This window comes from Clostridium sp. KLE 1755 (assembly GCF_000466465.2).
Lineage (GTDB): Bacteria > Bacillota > Clostridia > Lachnospirales > Lachnospiraceae > Eisenbergiella > Eisenbergiella porci.
In genome coordinates, this window is record NZ_KE992715.1 from 90,011 (window position 1) to 104,350 (window position 14,340).

The 14,340-nt window shown below is 50.0% G+C and carries 12 protein-coding genes; all 12 read right to left on the reverse strand.

Annotated features, from left to right (window positions below):
- Positions 1 to 5: 5 nt before the first annotated feature.
- Positions 6 to 962, reverse strand: a complete 957-nt coding sequence (locus tag HMPREF1548_RS14270; RefSeq protein WP_021636944.1) for a glycosyltransferase family 2 protein — start codon at positions 960 to 962, stop codon at positions 6 to 8.
- 26 nt (positions 963 to 988) lie between these two features.
- Positions 989 to 1,960 (reverse strand): glycosyltransferase family 17 protein, encoded by a 972-nt coding sequence (locus HMPREF1548_RS14275; protein WP_021636945.1) that lies wholly within the window; start codon positions 1,958 to 1,960, stop codon positions 989 to 991.
- 1 nt (position 1,961) lies between these two features.
- Entirely contained in the window at positions 1,962 to 2,738 is a 777-nt protein-coding gene (locus tag HMPREF1548_RS14280; RefSeq protein WP_021636946.1) for a DUF5672 family protein, read from the reverse strand.
- Between the two features lie 8 nt (positions 2,739 to 2,746).
- Positions 2,747 to 3,778: a glycosyl transferase gene (locus HMPREF1548_RS14285; RefSeq protein WP_035322206.1), complete on the reverse strand. Its 1,032-nt coding sequence runs from the start codon at positions 3,776 to 3,778 to the stop codon at positions 2,747 to 2,749.
- 189 nt (positions 3,779 to 3,967) lie between these two features.
- Positions 3,968 to 5,827 carry an ABC transporter ATP-binding protein gene (locus HMPREF1548_RS14290; RefSeq protein ID WP_270495061.1) on the reverse strand — a complete coding sequence of 620 codons (1,860 nt, stop codon included), beginning with the start codon at positions 5,825 to 5,827 and terminating at the stop codon, positions 3,968 to 3,970.
- Positions 5,725 to 6,594 (reverse strand): alpha-1,2-fucosyltransferase, encoded by an 870-nt coding sequence (locus tag HMPREF1548_RS14295; protein ID WP_021636949.1) that lies wholly within the window; start codon positions 6,592 to 6,594, stop codon positions 5,725 to 5,727. Before HMPREF1548_RS14295 ends, HMPREF1548_RS14290 begins: the two co-directional genes overlap by 103 nt.
- 65 nt (positions 6,595 to 6,659) lie before the next feature.
- On the reverse strand, positions 6,660 to 7,730 hold the full coding sequence (locus HMPREF1548_RS14300) for a glycosyltransferase (RefSeq protein ID WP_051358400.1): 1,071 nt from the start codon (positions 7,728 to 7,730) through the stop codon (positions 6,660 to 6,662).
- A gap of 14 nt (positions 7,731 to 7,744) precedes the next feature.
- A complete protein-coding gene (gene asnB / locus HMPREF1548_RS14305) occupies positions 7,745 to 9,628 on the reverse strand; it encodes an asparagine synthase (glutamine-hydrolyzing) (protein WP_021636951.1) in 1,884 nt (627 codons plus the stop codon).
- Positions 9,629 to 9,739: 111 nt separating this feature from the next.
- Positions 9,740 to 10,822: a hypothetical protein gene (locus HMPREF1548_RS14310; RefSeq protein ID WP_021636952.1), complete on the reverse strand. Its 1,083-nt coding sequence runs from the start codon at positions 10,820 to 10,822 to the stop codon at positions 9,740 to 9,742.
- Positions 10,823 to 10,950: 128 nt separating this feature from the next.
- Positions 10,951 to 12,084, reverse strand: a complete 1,134-nt coding sequence (locus HMPREF1548_RS14315) for a glycosyltransferase (protein WP_035322208.1) — start codon at positions 12,082 to 12,084, stop codon at positions 10,951 to 10,953.
- Positions 12,085 to 12,096: 12 nt separating this feature from the next.
- Positions 12,097 to 14,001 carry an asparagine synthase (glutamine-hydrolyzing) gene (gene asnB / locus HMPREF1548_RS14320; RefSeq protein ID WP_021636955.1) on the reverse strand — a complete coding sequence of 635 codons (1,905 nt, stop codon included), beginning with the start codon at positions 13,999 to 14,001 and terminating at the stop codon, positions 12,097 to 12,099.
- An 86-nt stretch (positions 14,002 to 14,087) separates the two neighbouring features.
- The coding region (locus HMPREF1548_RS30230; RefSeq protein ID WP_021636956.1) for a hypothetical protein at positions 14,088 to 14,340 on the reverse strand (253 nt) is incomplete at its 5' end.

Here is a 14,340-nt window from a genome sequence, read left to right on the forward strand (position 1 = left end):
ATCTGTCACCCTTCTATTTTCCGGATCCCCAGCTTATGCATCGCCCCATTCCAATATCCCAGCACCGTATTTTCCCAGAACCAGGATATCCCCTGTTTCAAATATTCACCGCGGGAAATCCCGCACTGTCCAGCAGTTTCCCAGCCCTGTCTGAATTTCAGTATCTGCCTTAACATATATTCCCTGCAGGCCTGGCTTTCCCTGAGCTGATATTTTTCATACATATAAAGCGTATCATTAAATTTACGCAAATCCTTCTCTTCAAACATCCCGGTATACTGCGCCTCATGGATCCCGATGGAAATCAGAGGCTCCTGCGTACAGACGAAACGGGGATTCCTGCTGAGTATTTCAAAGTACAGAAACATATCGGAGGCCCAGTTGCTCTTCTCATCAAACATTGCCCCGCAGGCCCGGTAAAGGGTCGCGCTGGGAGCGCCGATTTCATTTCCCAGAAACAGGTTCCGGTAATCCGCCGCCAGCCTGTCCGTGTACCAATCCGCCGCCGCCCTGGCATAAGCCTTTTTCCCTGGCTGCCCGCTGCCGTCTGCCAAGTCGCCCTGTACAGCCTGCTCATCCTCCGGCAGCATCACCTGCATCGTTCCGCAGAATGCCAAAGAAGCCTCCGGTGTCCGATCCAGCAGGGAAACCATCTTTTCCAGGCTGTCAGGAGCGGTAAACCAGTCATCGCTGAACATGATTTTTATATACTCCCCCTGCGCTTCTGACAGACTTTTATTCCAGTTGAAAATGTGGCCCAAAGGTTTTTCATTATGGATATAGCGGATATCTTCCCACCCGGAACTTTTAACCAGCTCCGCAATCTCCTCATTGGTGGAATCATCCGTCAGTATGATTTCCAGGTCCCGGAAGGTCTGCATACGGATGGATTCCAGAAGCCTTTTTACCTCTGTCGCATTATTATAAGCAGGGATGCATATGGAAACTTTAGGTATGTCCATCGTCCTTCCTCCCGTTCCGTATTTTTTCAACCCTTGATTTTCCGCAAAACACGTTTCGCCAAATGGCCTGTCCTGAAAATAAACCTGCGTATTCCGCCAAGCATGTGGCGCAGCCCCTTTTTTACCGGCGGTTCTTCCTTCAGAATCAGAAAGGAATACTCCTCCTGATTCTCACGTAGATATTCCGGAAAGGTTTCGTCTATCTCAACCTGGACAAAGGACGCATTTCTGCCGAAAATGTCCTTTCCATCCTTAATCCTGTCCGCCACATCGGAAAGGACCTCCGCTTTGTTATATTCCTGATGCGCCGCGCTGCGGACCTTTTCCGCCACACGTTTTTTTACATCCTTTTCCCCGTGGCCGCCCATATAGCCAAAATGCCAGCCGCCGTCCTCCACGCGGATGCCACAGGCCTTTCTTTCCGGAAAACGCAGCTCGCCCAGCTGGAGCTTCTGCTCCTTTAAAAGCGAATAGCTGCACATTTTGGATCCAATCCATTTTTTTCTGCCGGGAATCCCATCTTTGGATCGTTCTGCTTCCGGGAATTCTCCCGCATAGGAGAGCAGATTGCCGGACACCTCTTCCATGTTCAGATAACAATAGAACAGCCTCTGGGCAAAATGATAGATTTTCGTCCTGTCAAAATTCTGCAGGATTTCCTTGATTTTCTCCGGATTGGGGATTTCGTCCAGATCACTGAAAATAATAATATCCTCATCCGTACAGTCCTTCAGTCCCCTGCCCACCGCATTTTTCTGGAAGGTATCCCTGTCATGGGTATAGCCCGGCGGCGTATCATCCACCACCACATGAATGATTTTGTCCGCAAATTCCGCGAACATTTCCTTATTTTCCTCATAATACAGCGGCTTTGGGTTCCCGGAAAAGGTTTCCGTGGCCTCGCTGATGACAAACCTGTCCACCACCGGGTTCATAATATGAAGCCGCAGCTTCAGAATATCCAGTTCATTAAAAAACTGGAAACAGTCATATACCATTTTAATTTCCTCCCTTCAGCCTGCCATGCAGCCTTCTTAAGGAGTTCAGAACCGTATGCTTTTTCCTGAAATCAGGATAACCCGCATTGGTTCCATACCATTTATGAAAAACAAAGGGAGTGATCCCTTCAATTTCGGGAATCATATTTTCGTGCCCGAAGTATTTCGCCACCTCCAGCGGCGCAATCCGCATTCCCTCCGCCTCAAGAAGATGGCGGATTTTACAGCAGATAAAGCCGTCCTCATTAAAATATCCTTTTTCCCCTACCCAGGGAATGCCAGCCTTTTTCGGATAGTCCATCAGCCTCTTGCTGCGTATTCCCACGCTGTTGCCCACGCGGCAGATATTGCCGTAAATATCCCGGTAGGTAGTGTCATCGCCCGGCTTTGGCAGCGGCCAGGGCGAACCGATATAATCATAGTCCAGGAATTCGTCCCGCCACATTTCCGGATGCACCACAAAGCCATCGTAGTGCACCAGCAGGGCAAAATCCGTATGAATATAGTCTCCCATATCATAGACGGTTTTGTAATTGAACGCATCGATATTTCCCAGCCGGTCAATATGGCTGTACCGGATTCCTTTGGGCAGGAAACGCGGCTTTTTATCCGTAATGATCACCGCATCGGCAAACTCAATGCCGCGGCAGCTGTATTCCATTGCTTTCAGGGTTTCCCTGACGTTAACGCTGGTCATGGCGCAGAGGGTAACCTGCGGGAGGACCAGCTTGCCCTGGGCATTGCGGTAGCTCCTGGGTTCTTTATTTTCTGTACTCATCGCCGATTCTACCTGCCTTTCAATGCCTTCAGCCTGCGCATAACTCCCCTGGAAATTTTCCGGACTCTTGCGTTGGTATAAATGCATTTACTTTGTATTGTATAAAAAAAGGTTCTCACCTTTCCCGGACGCATATTCAGCTTTTTGTATCTGGGCGATTTATCTTTATAGGCTTCCAGTTCTACCCTGCACTCTTCATCAGAAAAGACTCTTCCCCTGCGATCCATATAATGCCAGCCGGAATAAATATTCTGCTCACTTGCCCAATAGCCATCCGATACATTATGTCTCGCCCAATATTTGGGCGCAATAATATATTGCACCGTATCACTGGTAAATGCAGGAAAATATGCAAAAGATGAGTTTGCCAGCAGAAGATACTTCGCATTTTTTAGAATGGAATAATCCTTTGCAAGATCAAAATTATATGCAGGTACTCCGGGGAGGAATTTATTAGCCTCCTTCACATCATTCGTTATGATCATAAACTCCATATCCGGATTTATCCTGCGCATATTCTTCATACCGTCAAGCCAGTATCTTTTACGCAGATACAGTTCCGGCGAATCCATATAATCAGAACAACGCAGATGAAGAATACACAGGTTATCCCTGCTGAATTCATAGCAGTCATATTCCGGCTTTACTTTAAGCCACTGCTTAATTTGGTCACGATAGGCAATATAATATTCCTCTGCCTGCATATTTCCAAACAAGAGCATATTATCCTTTACATGGAGCATCTCTTCATCCGCAGCCGTAACATAGCAGCCATGCGTCATATCATGGCGTGAGCTGCCGGTAAATATCCGATCATCCCTCTCTGAATAAACTCCTGTAAAATCTTCTTTTCCGGCCTTAACACCGAAATCCAAATCCATAAAATAAAGCCCGCAGGAACTGTGGATATTATTGGCCAGTGTGTCACTTCCCAAAATCGAAAAATCCCTTCCCTGCTTCATTGCGATACATCTGGTCGTTACATAGCAGAACAACTGATTACCCAGTCCCTGCCCTTTAAGCAATTCCGTACCAATCATGTAAATGCTTCCTTTATCTTCGCAGCCATTCATTCCGCTGAACAGTTACTCATTTTCTTTTGTAACTGTTCAGCACCTTCACAGTTACTTTCCTTCAATCCTTATACGTTAACCAGACGGTCATTCCTTTGCCCTTCCTGTCGGCGGCTGTCAGGAACGCTGCCCCTCTGTCAACGGCAAAATATCAGATTATGGCAGTTTCGCCTCCACAATCTTCCCTTTATCCACATTGTAGATAATATCACAATTCTCTATTGTCCGCAATCTGTGGGCAATGATGATAAGCGTCTTACGCCCATGGAAGCTGTTAATCGCGTCCATAATCGCAGACTCGGTATCATTGTCCAGCGCCGATGTGGCCTCGTCAAAAACAAGTATTTCCGGATTATGGTACAGCGCCCTTGCGATACCGATTCTCTGGCGCTGGCCGCCGGAGAGGCGTACGCCGCGGTCGCCAACGCTTGTTTCCAGCTGCTGTGGCATCTGCTCCACGAATTCCTTCATCTGGGCTTCTTCCAATACCTTCCACACCCTGGCATCGTCAATCTGATCCTTATCCACACCAAAAGCGATATTTTCCCGAAGAGAATCATCTGTCAGGAAGATCGTCTGGGGAATGTAGCCGATATGGCTCAGCCAGGAGGGATAATTATCAAAAATATTCACTCCGCCGCATGTAATCGTTCCTTCCTGCACCTGAAGCAGACCCATAAGAATATCAATCGCCGTTGTTTTTCCGGCGCCGGAGGGTCCCATAACGCCTACAGATTTACCGATGGGAACCCGCATGCAGGCATCATCCAGAATCTTTTTCGTAGTGTTCGGGTAAATGTAGGTAATATTGTCCAGGCAGATGGCATCCTTTACCGGAACCGGCGCCGCATTGGCGTCGTCCCTGTTCTGGTATTCTCCATACTTAGTATAATCGCTGAAATCCACATTTTCATACACATAATCCAGAGACGGCTGGAAAAAGGCGATATTAGTCACATGGCCGTTAATCCGGTTTACGCTGGGAAGCAGTCTGGTTGCCGCAAAGGCGAATGCGGTCATCTGGGGAATCATTTCCGTCAGATTGCCTCCCCTTAAGATATACACGGCCAGATACCCCAGAACGCCGCCCATGCACAGCGTCTCAATCAACAATCTGGGCACATTATTCAAAACCGTATACTTACTGGTTACTTCCCCTGCAATCTGGGAATACTTTCTGAAATTCCTGGCAAAAAAGGATTCCTTATGAAGGATTTTTACATCCTTGATTCCATAAATGGACTGCAGGCGCCATTTTCCCATCCGGCTCTGTACGCTCTGGGATTTTAATCCCATGGTGTTGAGCTTCGGCTTCATCACCCGCATAATTAACAGAGTCATGACAACCAGGATGCCGCCCATGACCACCGTCATTTTGAAGTCCACAAGCAGAAGCGTAACGCACAGGAAAACGGCTACCACCGCTTCACTGGCCAGCTGGATATATTCCATCAATATAGTAAATACCTTGGGCACGTCGCTGTCCACCGTGCGGAATACGGTAGGAATATCCGCATTCAGGTAAAATTCATAGGGTCTGTTCAGGTACTCCTCCAGCATATAGCTTACCGTGCGGAACTGGTTTCCGTTTACAAACCTGGCCTGGGCATAGGTAAGAAGCAGCAGGAAAAGGTTTTTTACCACAATGACCACAATAACCAGTAACAGCAGCAGCAAAATCAGCTGGGTATAATTCTCCCTGCTTAATTCAAATCCAAAGAACCTGCACACCTGCTGAACCGTCTCGTTTTTCAGCATACGGTCCTGATCTATAATCGCGGTAATCAGCGGAAGGATTGCGGTTACGCCTACTGTTTCCAGCACGCCGCCAATCAATATCAGGATGCCTATCATCCCGACCTTTTTCTTCTGTGCCTTGCTTAAAATACGACTCAGCTTTTTAATATTTTCCATCATATGCGTATCATTCTCTCCGTATAAATATCCCGGCATTCCCTGCCGTTCAGCCATCTGGCCGGCGCCGTCACTTTTTTCTCCGGGTTGTCGTTCAGCCATGCGCCCCACCAGCTGAAGCTGCTGTTGGCGATGATGTTATGTTTGCATTTGCTCATCAGGTACAGATCCAGATATCCCGTATCCTCCGTGCTACCTTCCACCAGTATCCGGTTTTCGCCTTTAAAGTGCTCCCTCGTCCAGTCCGGGTCGTTGCTGAACAGGAAAAATTTTGCCCCCGGCACTTCCTTTTCCATCCGGGCAAAAGCCTCCTGATAATACTGTTCGGTACAGATTCCCGTATAGAGCCCTCCGTGGCTTTCCTCCAGATAATCGCCTCTGCGGATGTGGACGCTCACTGATTTGCAGTCTGCGATTTCTTTTTCCAGCCTCCGGTAAGCCTCCGGAAGCGGATAAGCCCCGGATTCGATCCCACGGAAGCGGTAGGCTTCCCTCACCTGCTCCCTGCAGTCCTGAAAATACTTTTCACTCTGAAAGCATCCCTCCAGCAGCGCCGGATCACGTTCCATTACCTGCGGGTCAAAATTGATATCCTTTTCCCTGTATGCCTTTGTCTTACGCCCGGTGAGCTTTCGCCGGATACGTGAGACGGGATCCAGGGAAGAATCCGTCATTTCCGTCAGCTCCTGCTTTGTGGCCCGCTCATAGGAAACCCCGAATACATCCAGCTGCTTCGGCCGCGTTCCCGGCCCCTCATAGCAGGTGATATCGTCTATTTTCACGACCTTCCCCTTCGCCTTCAGACTCAGGTAAAGGGCATATTCAAACATCTGATTGCCCAGCCCTCCTGATAATTGCACAATTACCATACTGTACTTGCTCCCATCTGCACCATCTTATCACAGACCTTAAAAAGCCTGCACATTTTCTGTCTTCAATGCCGGCGAAGCCGCTGCTTCACCGGAATCAGAAACCGTTCATTCACCATAATTACCGCCAGATACAGCTTCGGGCTTTTCAGGAAAATTTCCATCTTTTTCTTTTCCTTTTGGTTAGCCGCCCTGCATGCATATACCCTGTCCATTTCCCCGCGATCCGTTAGCAGCCTCTCCCGTATGACTCTCCTGTACTTTTCTTTCATATCCTTTTGGGATTTTCCCAGGGCAATATAGTACAGGAGCAGCCTTTTATAGAAAAAATACCTGTGTACATCCGCCAGATCCTCTCTTCCGATGGAACGCAAAAACGCTTCCTTTTCTTCATACGCCGGGATCTGATCCGTAAAAATACGGCTTCCCAGCCCTTCGCCCATGATACTGCCCTCCCGCTCCAGCACATAATTATAAAGCGCCAGATCCAGATAAACCGTTTTTTGGGAACGTGCCAGCAGCATGGTGGTGTACACAATATCCTCATAATACTTTCCCGTGGGGAAACGCAGCTCCCCCATCAGCTCCCTGCGGTACAGCTTGTTCCAGGCAGCGTTCTGGATGCAGATATCATCCTCCTCCATAAGAAAGGATTCCAGGGCCTCCTGGCCGTCAAAAACCACGGCCGCACCGGTGGAAGCATCCACCTCCCGGTTCCGGTAAATCTTCCGGTATCTGCAGACCGCCAGAGGCGTATCGAATTGCCTAGCTGCAGAAAGCAGCTTCTCATACATATCCGTCTCAATCCAGTCGTCCCCGTCTACAAAAGCGATATATTCTCCGTCTGCAGCAGCAATTCCGGCATTCCTGGCGTCTGAGAGGCCGCCGTTTTTCTTATGGATGACCTGAATTCTGCCATCCTCTTCCGCCAGCCTGTCACAGATGGCCGGGCAGCCGTCCGTAGCGCCGTCATCCACCAGAATGATCTGCAGATTCCGATAGGTCTGGTTTCTGAGGGAACGGACACATTTTTCCAGATAGGCTTCTATATTATAGACTGCTACTATCACAGAAATTTTATCCGTCTGTTCCTCCTCCGGTATCGGCAAAGGCGTGAATTTTTCCAGTTTCCGCAAGGCTTCCACCTCCTTCAGACAGCCAGCTTGCGTTCCGCCATCCATGCCTGGAACATCAATATATACCAGATCTGGATGCGCCACACACCATTTTCCACGAAATCCTTCCAGATGGTCCATACCATCTCCGGATTCAGCATCCCCTGGCTCTCCAGCGTCCTGCGGTCAATCAGTGTTTCCGCCCAGGCCCGCAGGGACGGCTCCTTCAGCCATTTGGCAATGGGAATGGAAAATCCTTTTTTCGGCCTGTCCATCAGCTCCTTCGGCACATACTTATAAAGCACATCCCGCAGAACCAGCTTTCCCGTCTCTCCCTGACGTTCGTACTCCACAGGAAGGCTCCAGGCGAACTCCACCACATCCTTGTCCAGCATCGGCACCCTCGTTTCCAGCGAAACAGCCATGGCCGTTCGATCCACCTTCACAAGAATATCATCCGGATGGTACATGAGCATATCCATCAGCATGATCGTGTGATTGACCTCCTTCAGGTATCCCTCAGGCATCGTAGTATATTTATAGGGCAGGTTCCCCCGCTGCTTTGCAATTTCCATGGTGAGCGGATCTGTCAGGCGGGACTGGAGATAAATATCCGCCGGATCCTTTGCGCCCAAAAGCTTTCCTTTGATACGGAAGATTTCTTTTCTGGCAAGCGGGCTGTGAAGTACCAGGCCGCTGCAGGGCTTCCTCAGAAAGTAGGGGACATTCTTCATTTTGTTCCAGATACGGCTCACCGAGGCATAGGACGTATAGCCGCAGAACAGCTCATCCCCGCCGTCGCCGCTTAAGGAAACGGTTACATGCTCCCTTGTCATTTTACTCACCAGATAGGTCGGGATCTGGGAGGAATCCGCAAAGGGCTCACCGAACATAAACGCAAGCCTGGGGATGACAGCCTTGGCATCCTCCTCCGTAATATAAAGCTCCGTATGCTCGGTTCCCAGTATTTTCGCTATTTCCCTGGCCGCCTCCGCCTCATTGTACTCTGCTTCTCCCATACCTATGGTAAAGCTTTTCACCCTTCCGCTGTTCAGTGACTGCATCAGCGCCACAATCGTGCTGCTGTCAATGCCTGCCGATAAAAAGGCGCCTACCGGCACATCCGCCACCATCTGTTCCCGTATGGAATTCTTCAGAAGGCGCTCCAGCTCCTGCGCCGCTTCTTCCCGGCTGCCGGTAAACAGGTTTTCCTGCCCCTTCCGTGCCGCTTCCCTCACAGACCAATAGGCCTCCAATTCCGGCTCTGCAAAGGGCTGACGCAACGTAAGTATGCAGCCCGGCTCCAGCTTCCGGATATCCTCGTAAATAGAATAAGGCGCCGGTATATAACCATGTACAAAGTAAATATCCAGGACATCCTTATTGATTCCATTTTTGAATCCGTCCAGCGCGGCAATGGAACCGATATCCGAGGCAAACACAAAGCTGCCGTTGACAAATCCATAGTACAGGGGTTTTTCCCCGATGCGATCCCTGAGAAGGTAAAGGACGCGTTCCTCCCTGTCATACAAAGCGATGGCAAACATCCCCTTGCACATGGAAATGGCTTCCTTCACCCCATAATGCTCCATAGCCTCCAGAAGCACCTCCGTATCCGAACCTCCCCGGAAATGATCCACCTTTTTTTCATCCAGAAGCCGTTTCGCAATCTGTTTATAATTATAAATTTCACCGTTAAAAGCGATTTCAAACCTGCCGCTGTGGGACTGCATGGGCTGTGCGCCGTTCTCGGAAAGATCCACAATAGAAAGTCTCTGGTGGCCGAAAACAACACTGCCGTCTTCACTGGCCCAGATCCCGGAGGCATCCGGCCCTCTGTGGCGCATACGGTCATTCATTTTCCTTATGTTTTTCTCCCAGTCTGTTTTCCAGTTGCAAAATCCTGCAATACCGCACATAGGCTCACCTGCTTTCTTACGGTCTGCGCTTTTTATGCGCTGACCTGGCGGAATAATTCTTCAAATAGTATCTGTTCGGGACGGCGCATCGTCCTGAACCGTTGCAAAAAATTACTCTTCTTCCTCAATTACCTTAAACTCTTTCCGGGCTATTTTATCAAGTATGGCCTGCTTTGCGCTCTCTGTCTGTTCTTCCCACAGTTCCGCCGCCTTATCCCAGCTTTCATAGCCTTCCCGTCCCCGTTTATCTTCAAAATCATAGTGGGTGCTCAAATATTCCCCCAAAAAGGCGCTGCATTTTTCCATGCCGAAGGCATTGGTATGGCCGCCGTAATCATCAAAATCCGTTTCAAAATCAATTCCCAGCTCCTCATAATAATCATTCAGATTCAGGAACCCGTAGCCTGTAGGCGCAATGATATCCGCAATATAATTATACTGGCGCTGTTTTTCTTCCGTCATGGTATTGGGGGAAACGATGAAAAGCGCATTCAGCCCCTTTTCCTGCAGACAGGAAAGCAGCTCCCGCAGCACCTCCTCCTGATCCTCCGGTATGGCCTGCCGTTCCGTTACCCAGGAAAAATCCGCAATCTCACTGGGACCCACATCATCCCTGATGACAGCGCCCTTCAGCGGATCCGGCCACTCATACCGGAAGGTTACAATCTGGCTGGGCAGCACCATGGTTTTCCAGTTGGAATGATACTTGAAAATATCAAAATAATAGGTATAACGCGGTTCCGGGCCGTCCGGATCCACCAACGCATTAATCGTCTTAATCCGGTTCCAGGAGTATTTCATATTATCGGTCACTCCCCTGGTATAGGCCATATTCTGGGTCAGCCGCTCATCCGGTCCCAGGTACATGCGCAGTTCAAAAATGTAAAGCCCCGGATCCTGCGTTTTCTCCGCCTCCTCCACCAGATGCACCGCCGCCTTGGGCCGCTGCATGTTTGAGGACAGCGGATAACAGGTAATCCCGGTATCCTTCCAGATTTTCGGCCCCGCATAATACGGATACACCGGGCTGGATCCGATCATAACCACATCAATCGTATCTTCCTTCTCCGCATAAAATCCCACAAAAATATCCTTAATATCACCGTTCGTACGGATAATATAAGTCAGCGGTATCAGAATCAGGAAAAACCCTGCTATGAAACAAATTGTCTTAATCCATTCTTTTTTCTTCATACTACCTGTTGCTTTCTGTCAGCTGCCGCTTCCGCCCTTTTCATCGGCGGCGGACAGCTTATCTTTCTCTGTAACGGAAACTTTTTCCGGCCCTGCCTTAACAACGGTGCAGTTTTATCCAATTTCCTTCATTTTGCCGGCGGCAGGAAGGAAAGAAGATAATCCATCCAGGTCCTGTCCACATGCTCCGGCCGATACTCCTCCAGCAGCTTCGATGCATTCCGGCCCATTTTCTCCGCTTTCTCCCTGTCGGAAAGAAGAATCCGCAGCCGCTCCTCCAGCGCCTTCCCATCACCAGGCGGAATCAGATACCCGTTCACGCCATCCTCAATCAGCTCCGCAGGCCCGCCGCAGGGGCAGTCCGTGGAAATTACCGGCAGTCCCATACACATGGCCTCAATCAGCGTATTCGGCATCCCCTCACTGTAAGAGGACAACACGAAAGCGCTGCTTCTGTAAATTTTATCCGCCACATCCGACACCGCTCCCGGCAGGCTGATTCGTTCCGAAAGCCCCAGCTGCTCTGAAAGCTTTATCAAAGGCTCCCTGCACTCGCCGTTTCCGTATATAACAAGCCTTACCTCCGGAAAATCCGCCGCCAGCGCAGCAAACGCCCGCAGTATCATTTCATGGTTTTTATTGGCATCCATACGGCCTACCGCATGGATACAACGCTCCCGTTCCCCCTCAAACCGCTCCCTGACAAAGGACGGATTCAGCGGATTTTTTAATATCACCGCTTTCTTCCGGATCCTTTCCGGGAAAAACTGCATGGCCTCCTTTGTCTGAAGAACCACTCCCGCCGCCCTGGCAAAATAAGTTTTCGCAAAGAAACGCAGCACACCGGAATAATATTCCTCCTTCGGCTCTCCCCGGACGGAAATCACTACCGGAATACGAAGGAAGCTGCTGGTCAGCAGCGCCATCAGATTATTTTTCCCAATAAAGGACAAAATTACATCCGGCCGCTCCGCTTTCCAGATACCCCGCAGCTTGAAAAACCGCCGGAAAAAGTTCACCACCCGGCTCCTGCTCTTCTCCTCCTCCGTAATCTCGCTGAATACACGCCGGATACCGGGCGACAGAGAGTATTCCCCCTGCCCCTCATACTGGGTCACCACAGTGACCTCCACGCCGTTATCCTTCAGATACTCCGCCAGGTTCACCAGGACACGTTCCGAACCGCCCTTACGGAGCGCGCTGATAAAAAGAGCAATATGCGGTTGTTTCCTGTCCTTTTTCTCACGCTGTCCTTTTCCCAACTTCACCACTCCTTAAGCCTGTCTGATATAACAGGCATACCACTGCTGAAAGGTATAAAAAGCCCATACTATCCTGGAATAATTGGAACCGCTTCCCGGCCCTCCGTCTCCCTGCTCCAGATACCTGGCAACAAACCTGTTCACATAATCCGCATCAAAAATTCCCTGCCGTCCGAGAAATCCCTTTTCGGAATACGTCTCCAGACTCTCCCGCAGCGGTCCTCGCAACCATTTATCCAACGGCACCGAAAACCCCTTCTTTTTCCGATCCAGCATTTCACGCGGTATATAATCATAAGCGATACTCTTCAGAATCCGCTTCTTTTCCTTCCCGTCATATTTAAAAGAATGAGGCAGCCGGAAGGAATACTCCATCACATCCTTATCCAGAATCGGACACCTTGCTTCCAGCGAATACTTCATGGAAGCCCTGTCCACCTTGCACAGGATATCCCCCGGCAGATACGTATCCATATCAAGAAGCATTCTGCGGATCTGCCAGTCCTTTACCTGATAGCCGCTTTCCTGCGGATACCTGCAGTCCAGCCCGCTTCCCGGGACAAAGGCCATGGCTGTCTTCAGATAAGCCGGCGGACACACCTGCGTTTTCAGCTCCGGATCCCGGTTTTCAGACACAGCGCGCACCTTCACCGCAAGCCTTTCCTCCAGCTTCGCCCCCTTAAGCCCCGGCAGCCCCAGAACTCCATGGACAAACGCTCCCGCCCCATCCAGCCGCTGCGCCTGCGCCAGCCTGTCATACATCTGATAACCGCAGAAAAACTCATCCCCGCCGTCACCGGACAACGCCACCGTCACCCGCTCCCTGGCAAGCGCCGACACCAACATGGTAGGAATCTGGGAACTGTCTGCAAAAGGCTCATCATAATACTTCGGAATACTCTCCACAAGCTCAAACATCCCCTTCTCATCAATATAAGCCTCCGTATGATCCGTCCCCAGATACTCCGCCACCTGCCTGGCATACACCGCCTCATCATACCGCTCCTCCTCAAACCCGATGGAAAAGGTTTTCACCGGTTCCGCCGAATTCTCCTGAGCAATTGCCGTCATCAAAGAAGAATCATAACCCCCGCTCAAAAAACTGCCCAAAGGCACATCCGCAATCATCCTGGAAGCCACAGCGCTCTTCAAAAGCCCCTTCAGCTCTCCCTTCGCCTCATCAAAATCCTCAACCGGCCGCTCCTGCATCCTATGATACACCCGTCCGATATCCCAATATTTCCACTTCTTCACTTCGCCCTGATGAAACCGCAGCACACCTCCCGGCTCCAGCTTATAAACATCCTTAAAAATACTATCCGGCGCATTGATATACTGCTGATACAAAAACCTGGCAAGCACATCCCTGCGAATCTCCTTCCGAAATCCCGGACAAGCCATCAAAGGCTTCAGCTCCGACCCAAAGACCAGATTACCGCCCTCAATCCAATAATACAAAGGCTTCTTCCCGATCCTGTCCCTCACCAGAAAAACCTCTTCCGACCTCCTGTCATACAAAGCGATGGCAAACATCCCGTTCATCCTGTCAATACAGGAAATACCCCATTTCAGGTAAGCTGCGATAATCACCTCCGTATCACAGTTAGACTTAAAGGGGTAGTCCGAAAGTTCCTTCTTCAATTCACCGAAATTATAAATCTCACCATTAAAAACCACACTCACACACTGCCCTGCCACACCAAAAGCAGCCTCCGAATGCATAGGCTGATGCCCCAGCTCCGAAAGATCCATGATAGAAAGCCTGCGCTGCGCAAATCCAACCCGGTACCCATCTCCCCCGACATAAATCTCCGCCCCGGAATCATTAGGCCCCCGGTGATACATCGTATCATTCATCCCCCGCAAAGCCTCCAAAGAAATATCCCCCCGGCTAACAAACCCGCAAATCCCGCACATCCTCCATCACTCCCTTCCAAACCAAACTCCTCATCCCATATCAACCATTAAAACTCATAAACACCACTTCTACACCAACTAACCCCTTATCTTTTGCCCTTATCCCTTTTGTCCTTATCCTTTTGCCCTTCATCATAGCCCCAGGCTCCCCGTCCGTCCCCGGAGGCCGCGCTTCTGTTTATCTCCTGTCTGCCGTCTGTCTGGCCGGGGCGGGGATTTTTGCAGGTGAGTCCCGAGAAAATGGAGATATTTCTTACAGACTCCGCTTTCCCTGCGGCTGCCCGCCTAAAATGGCGATGTCTGACGAACGCAGTGAGGAGTTCCGCCATTTTGGCAGCC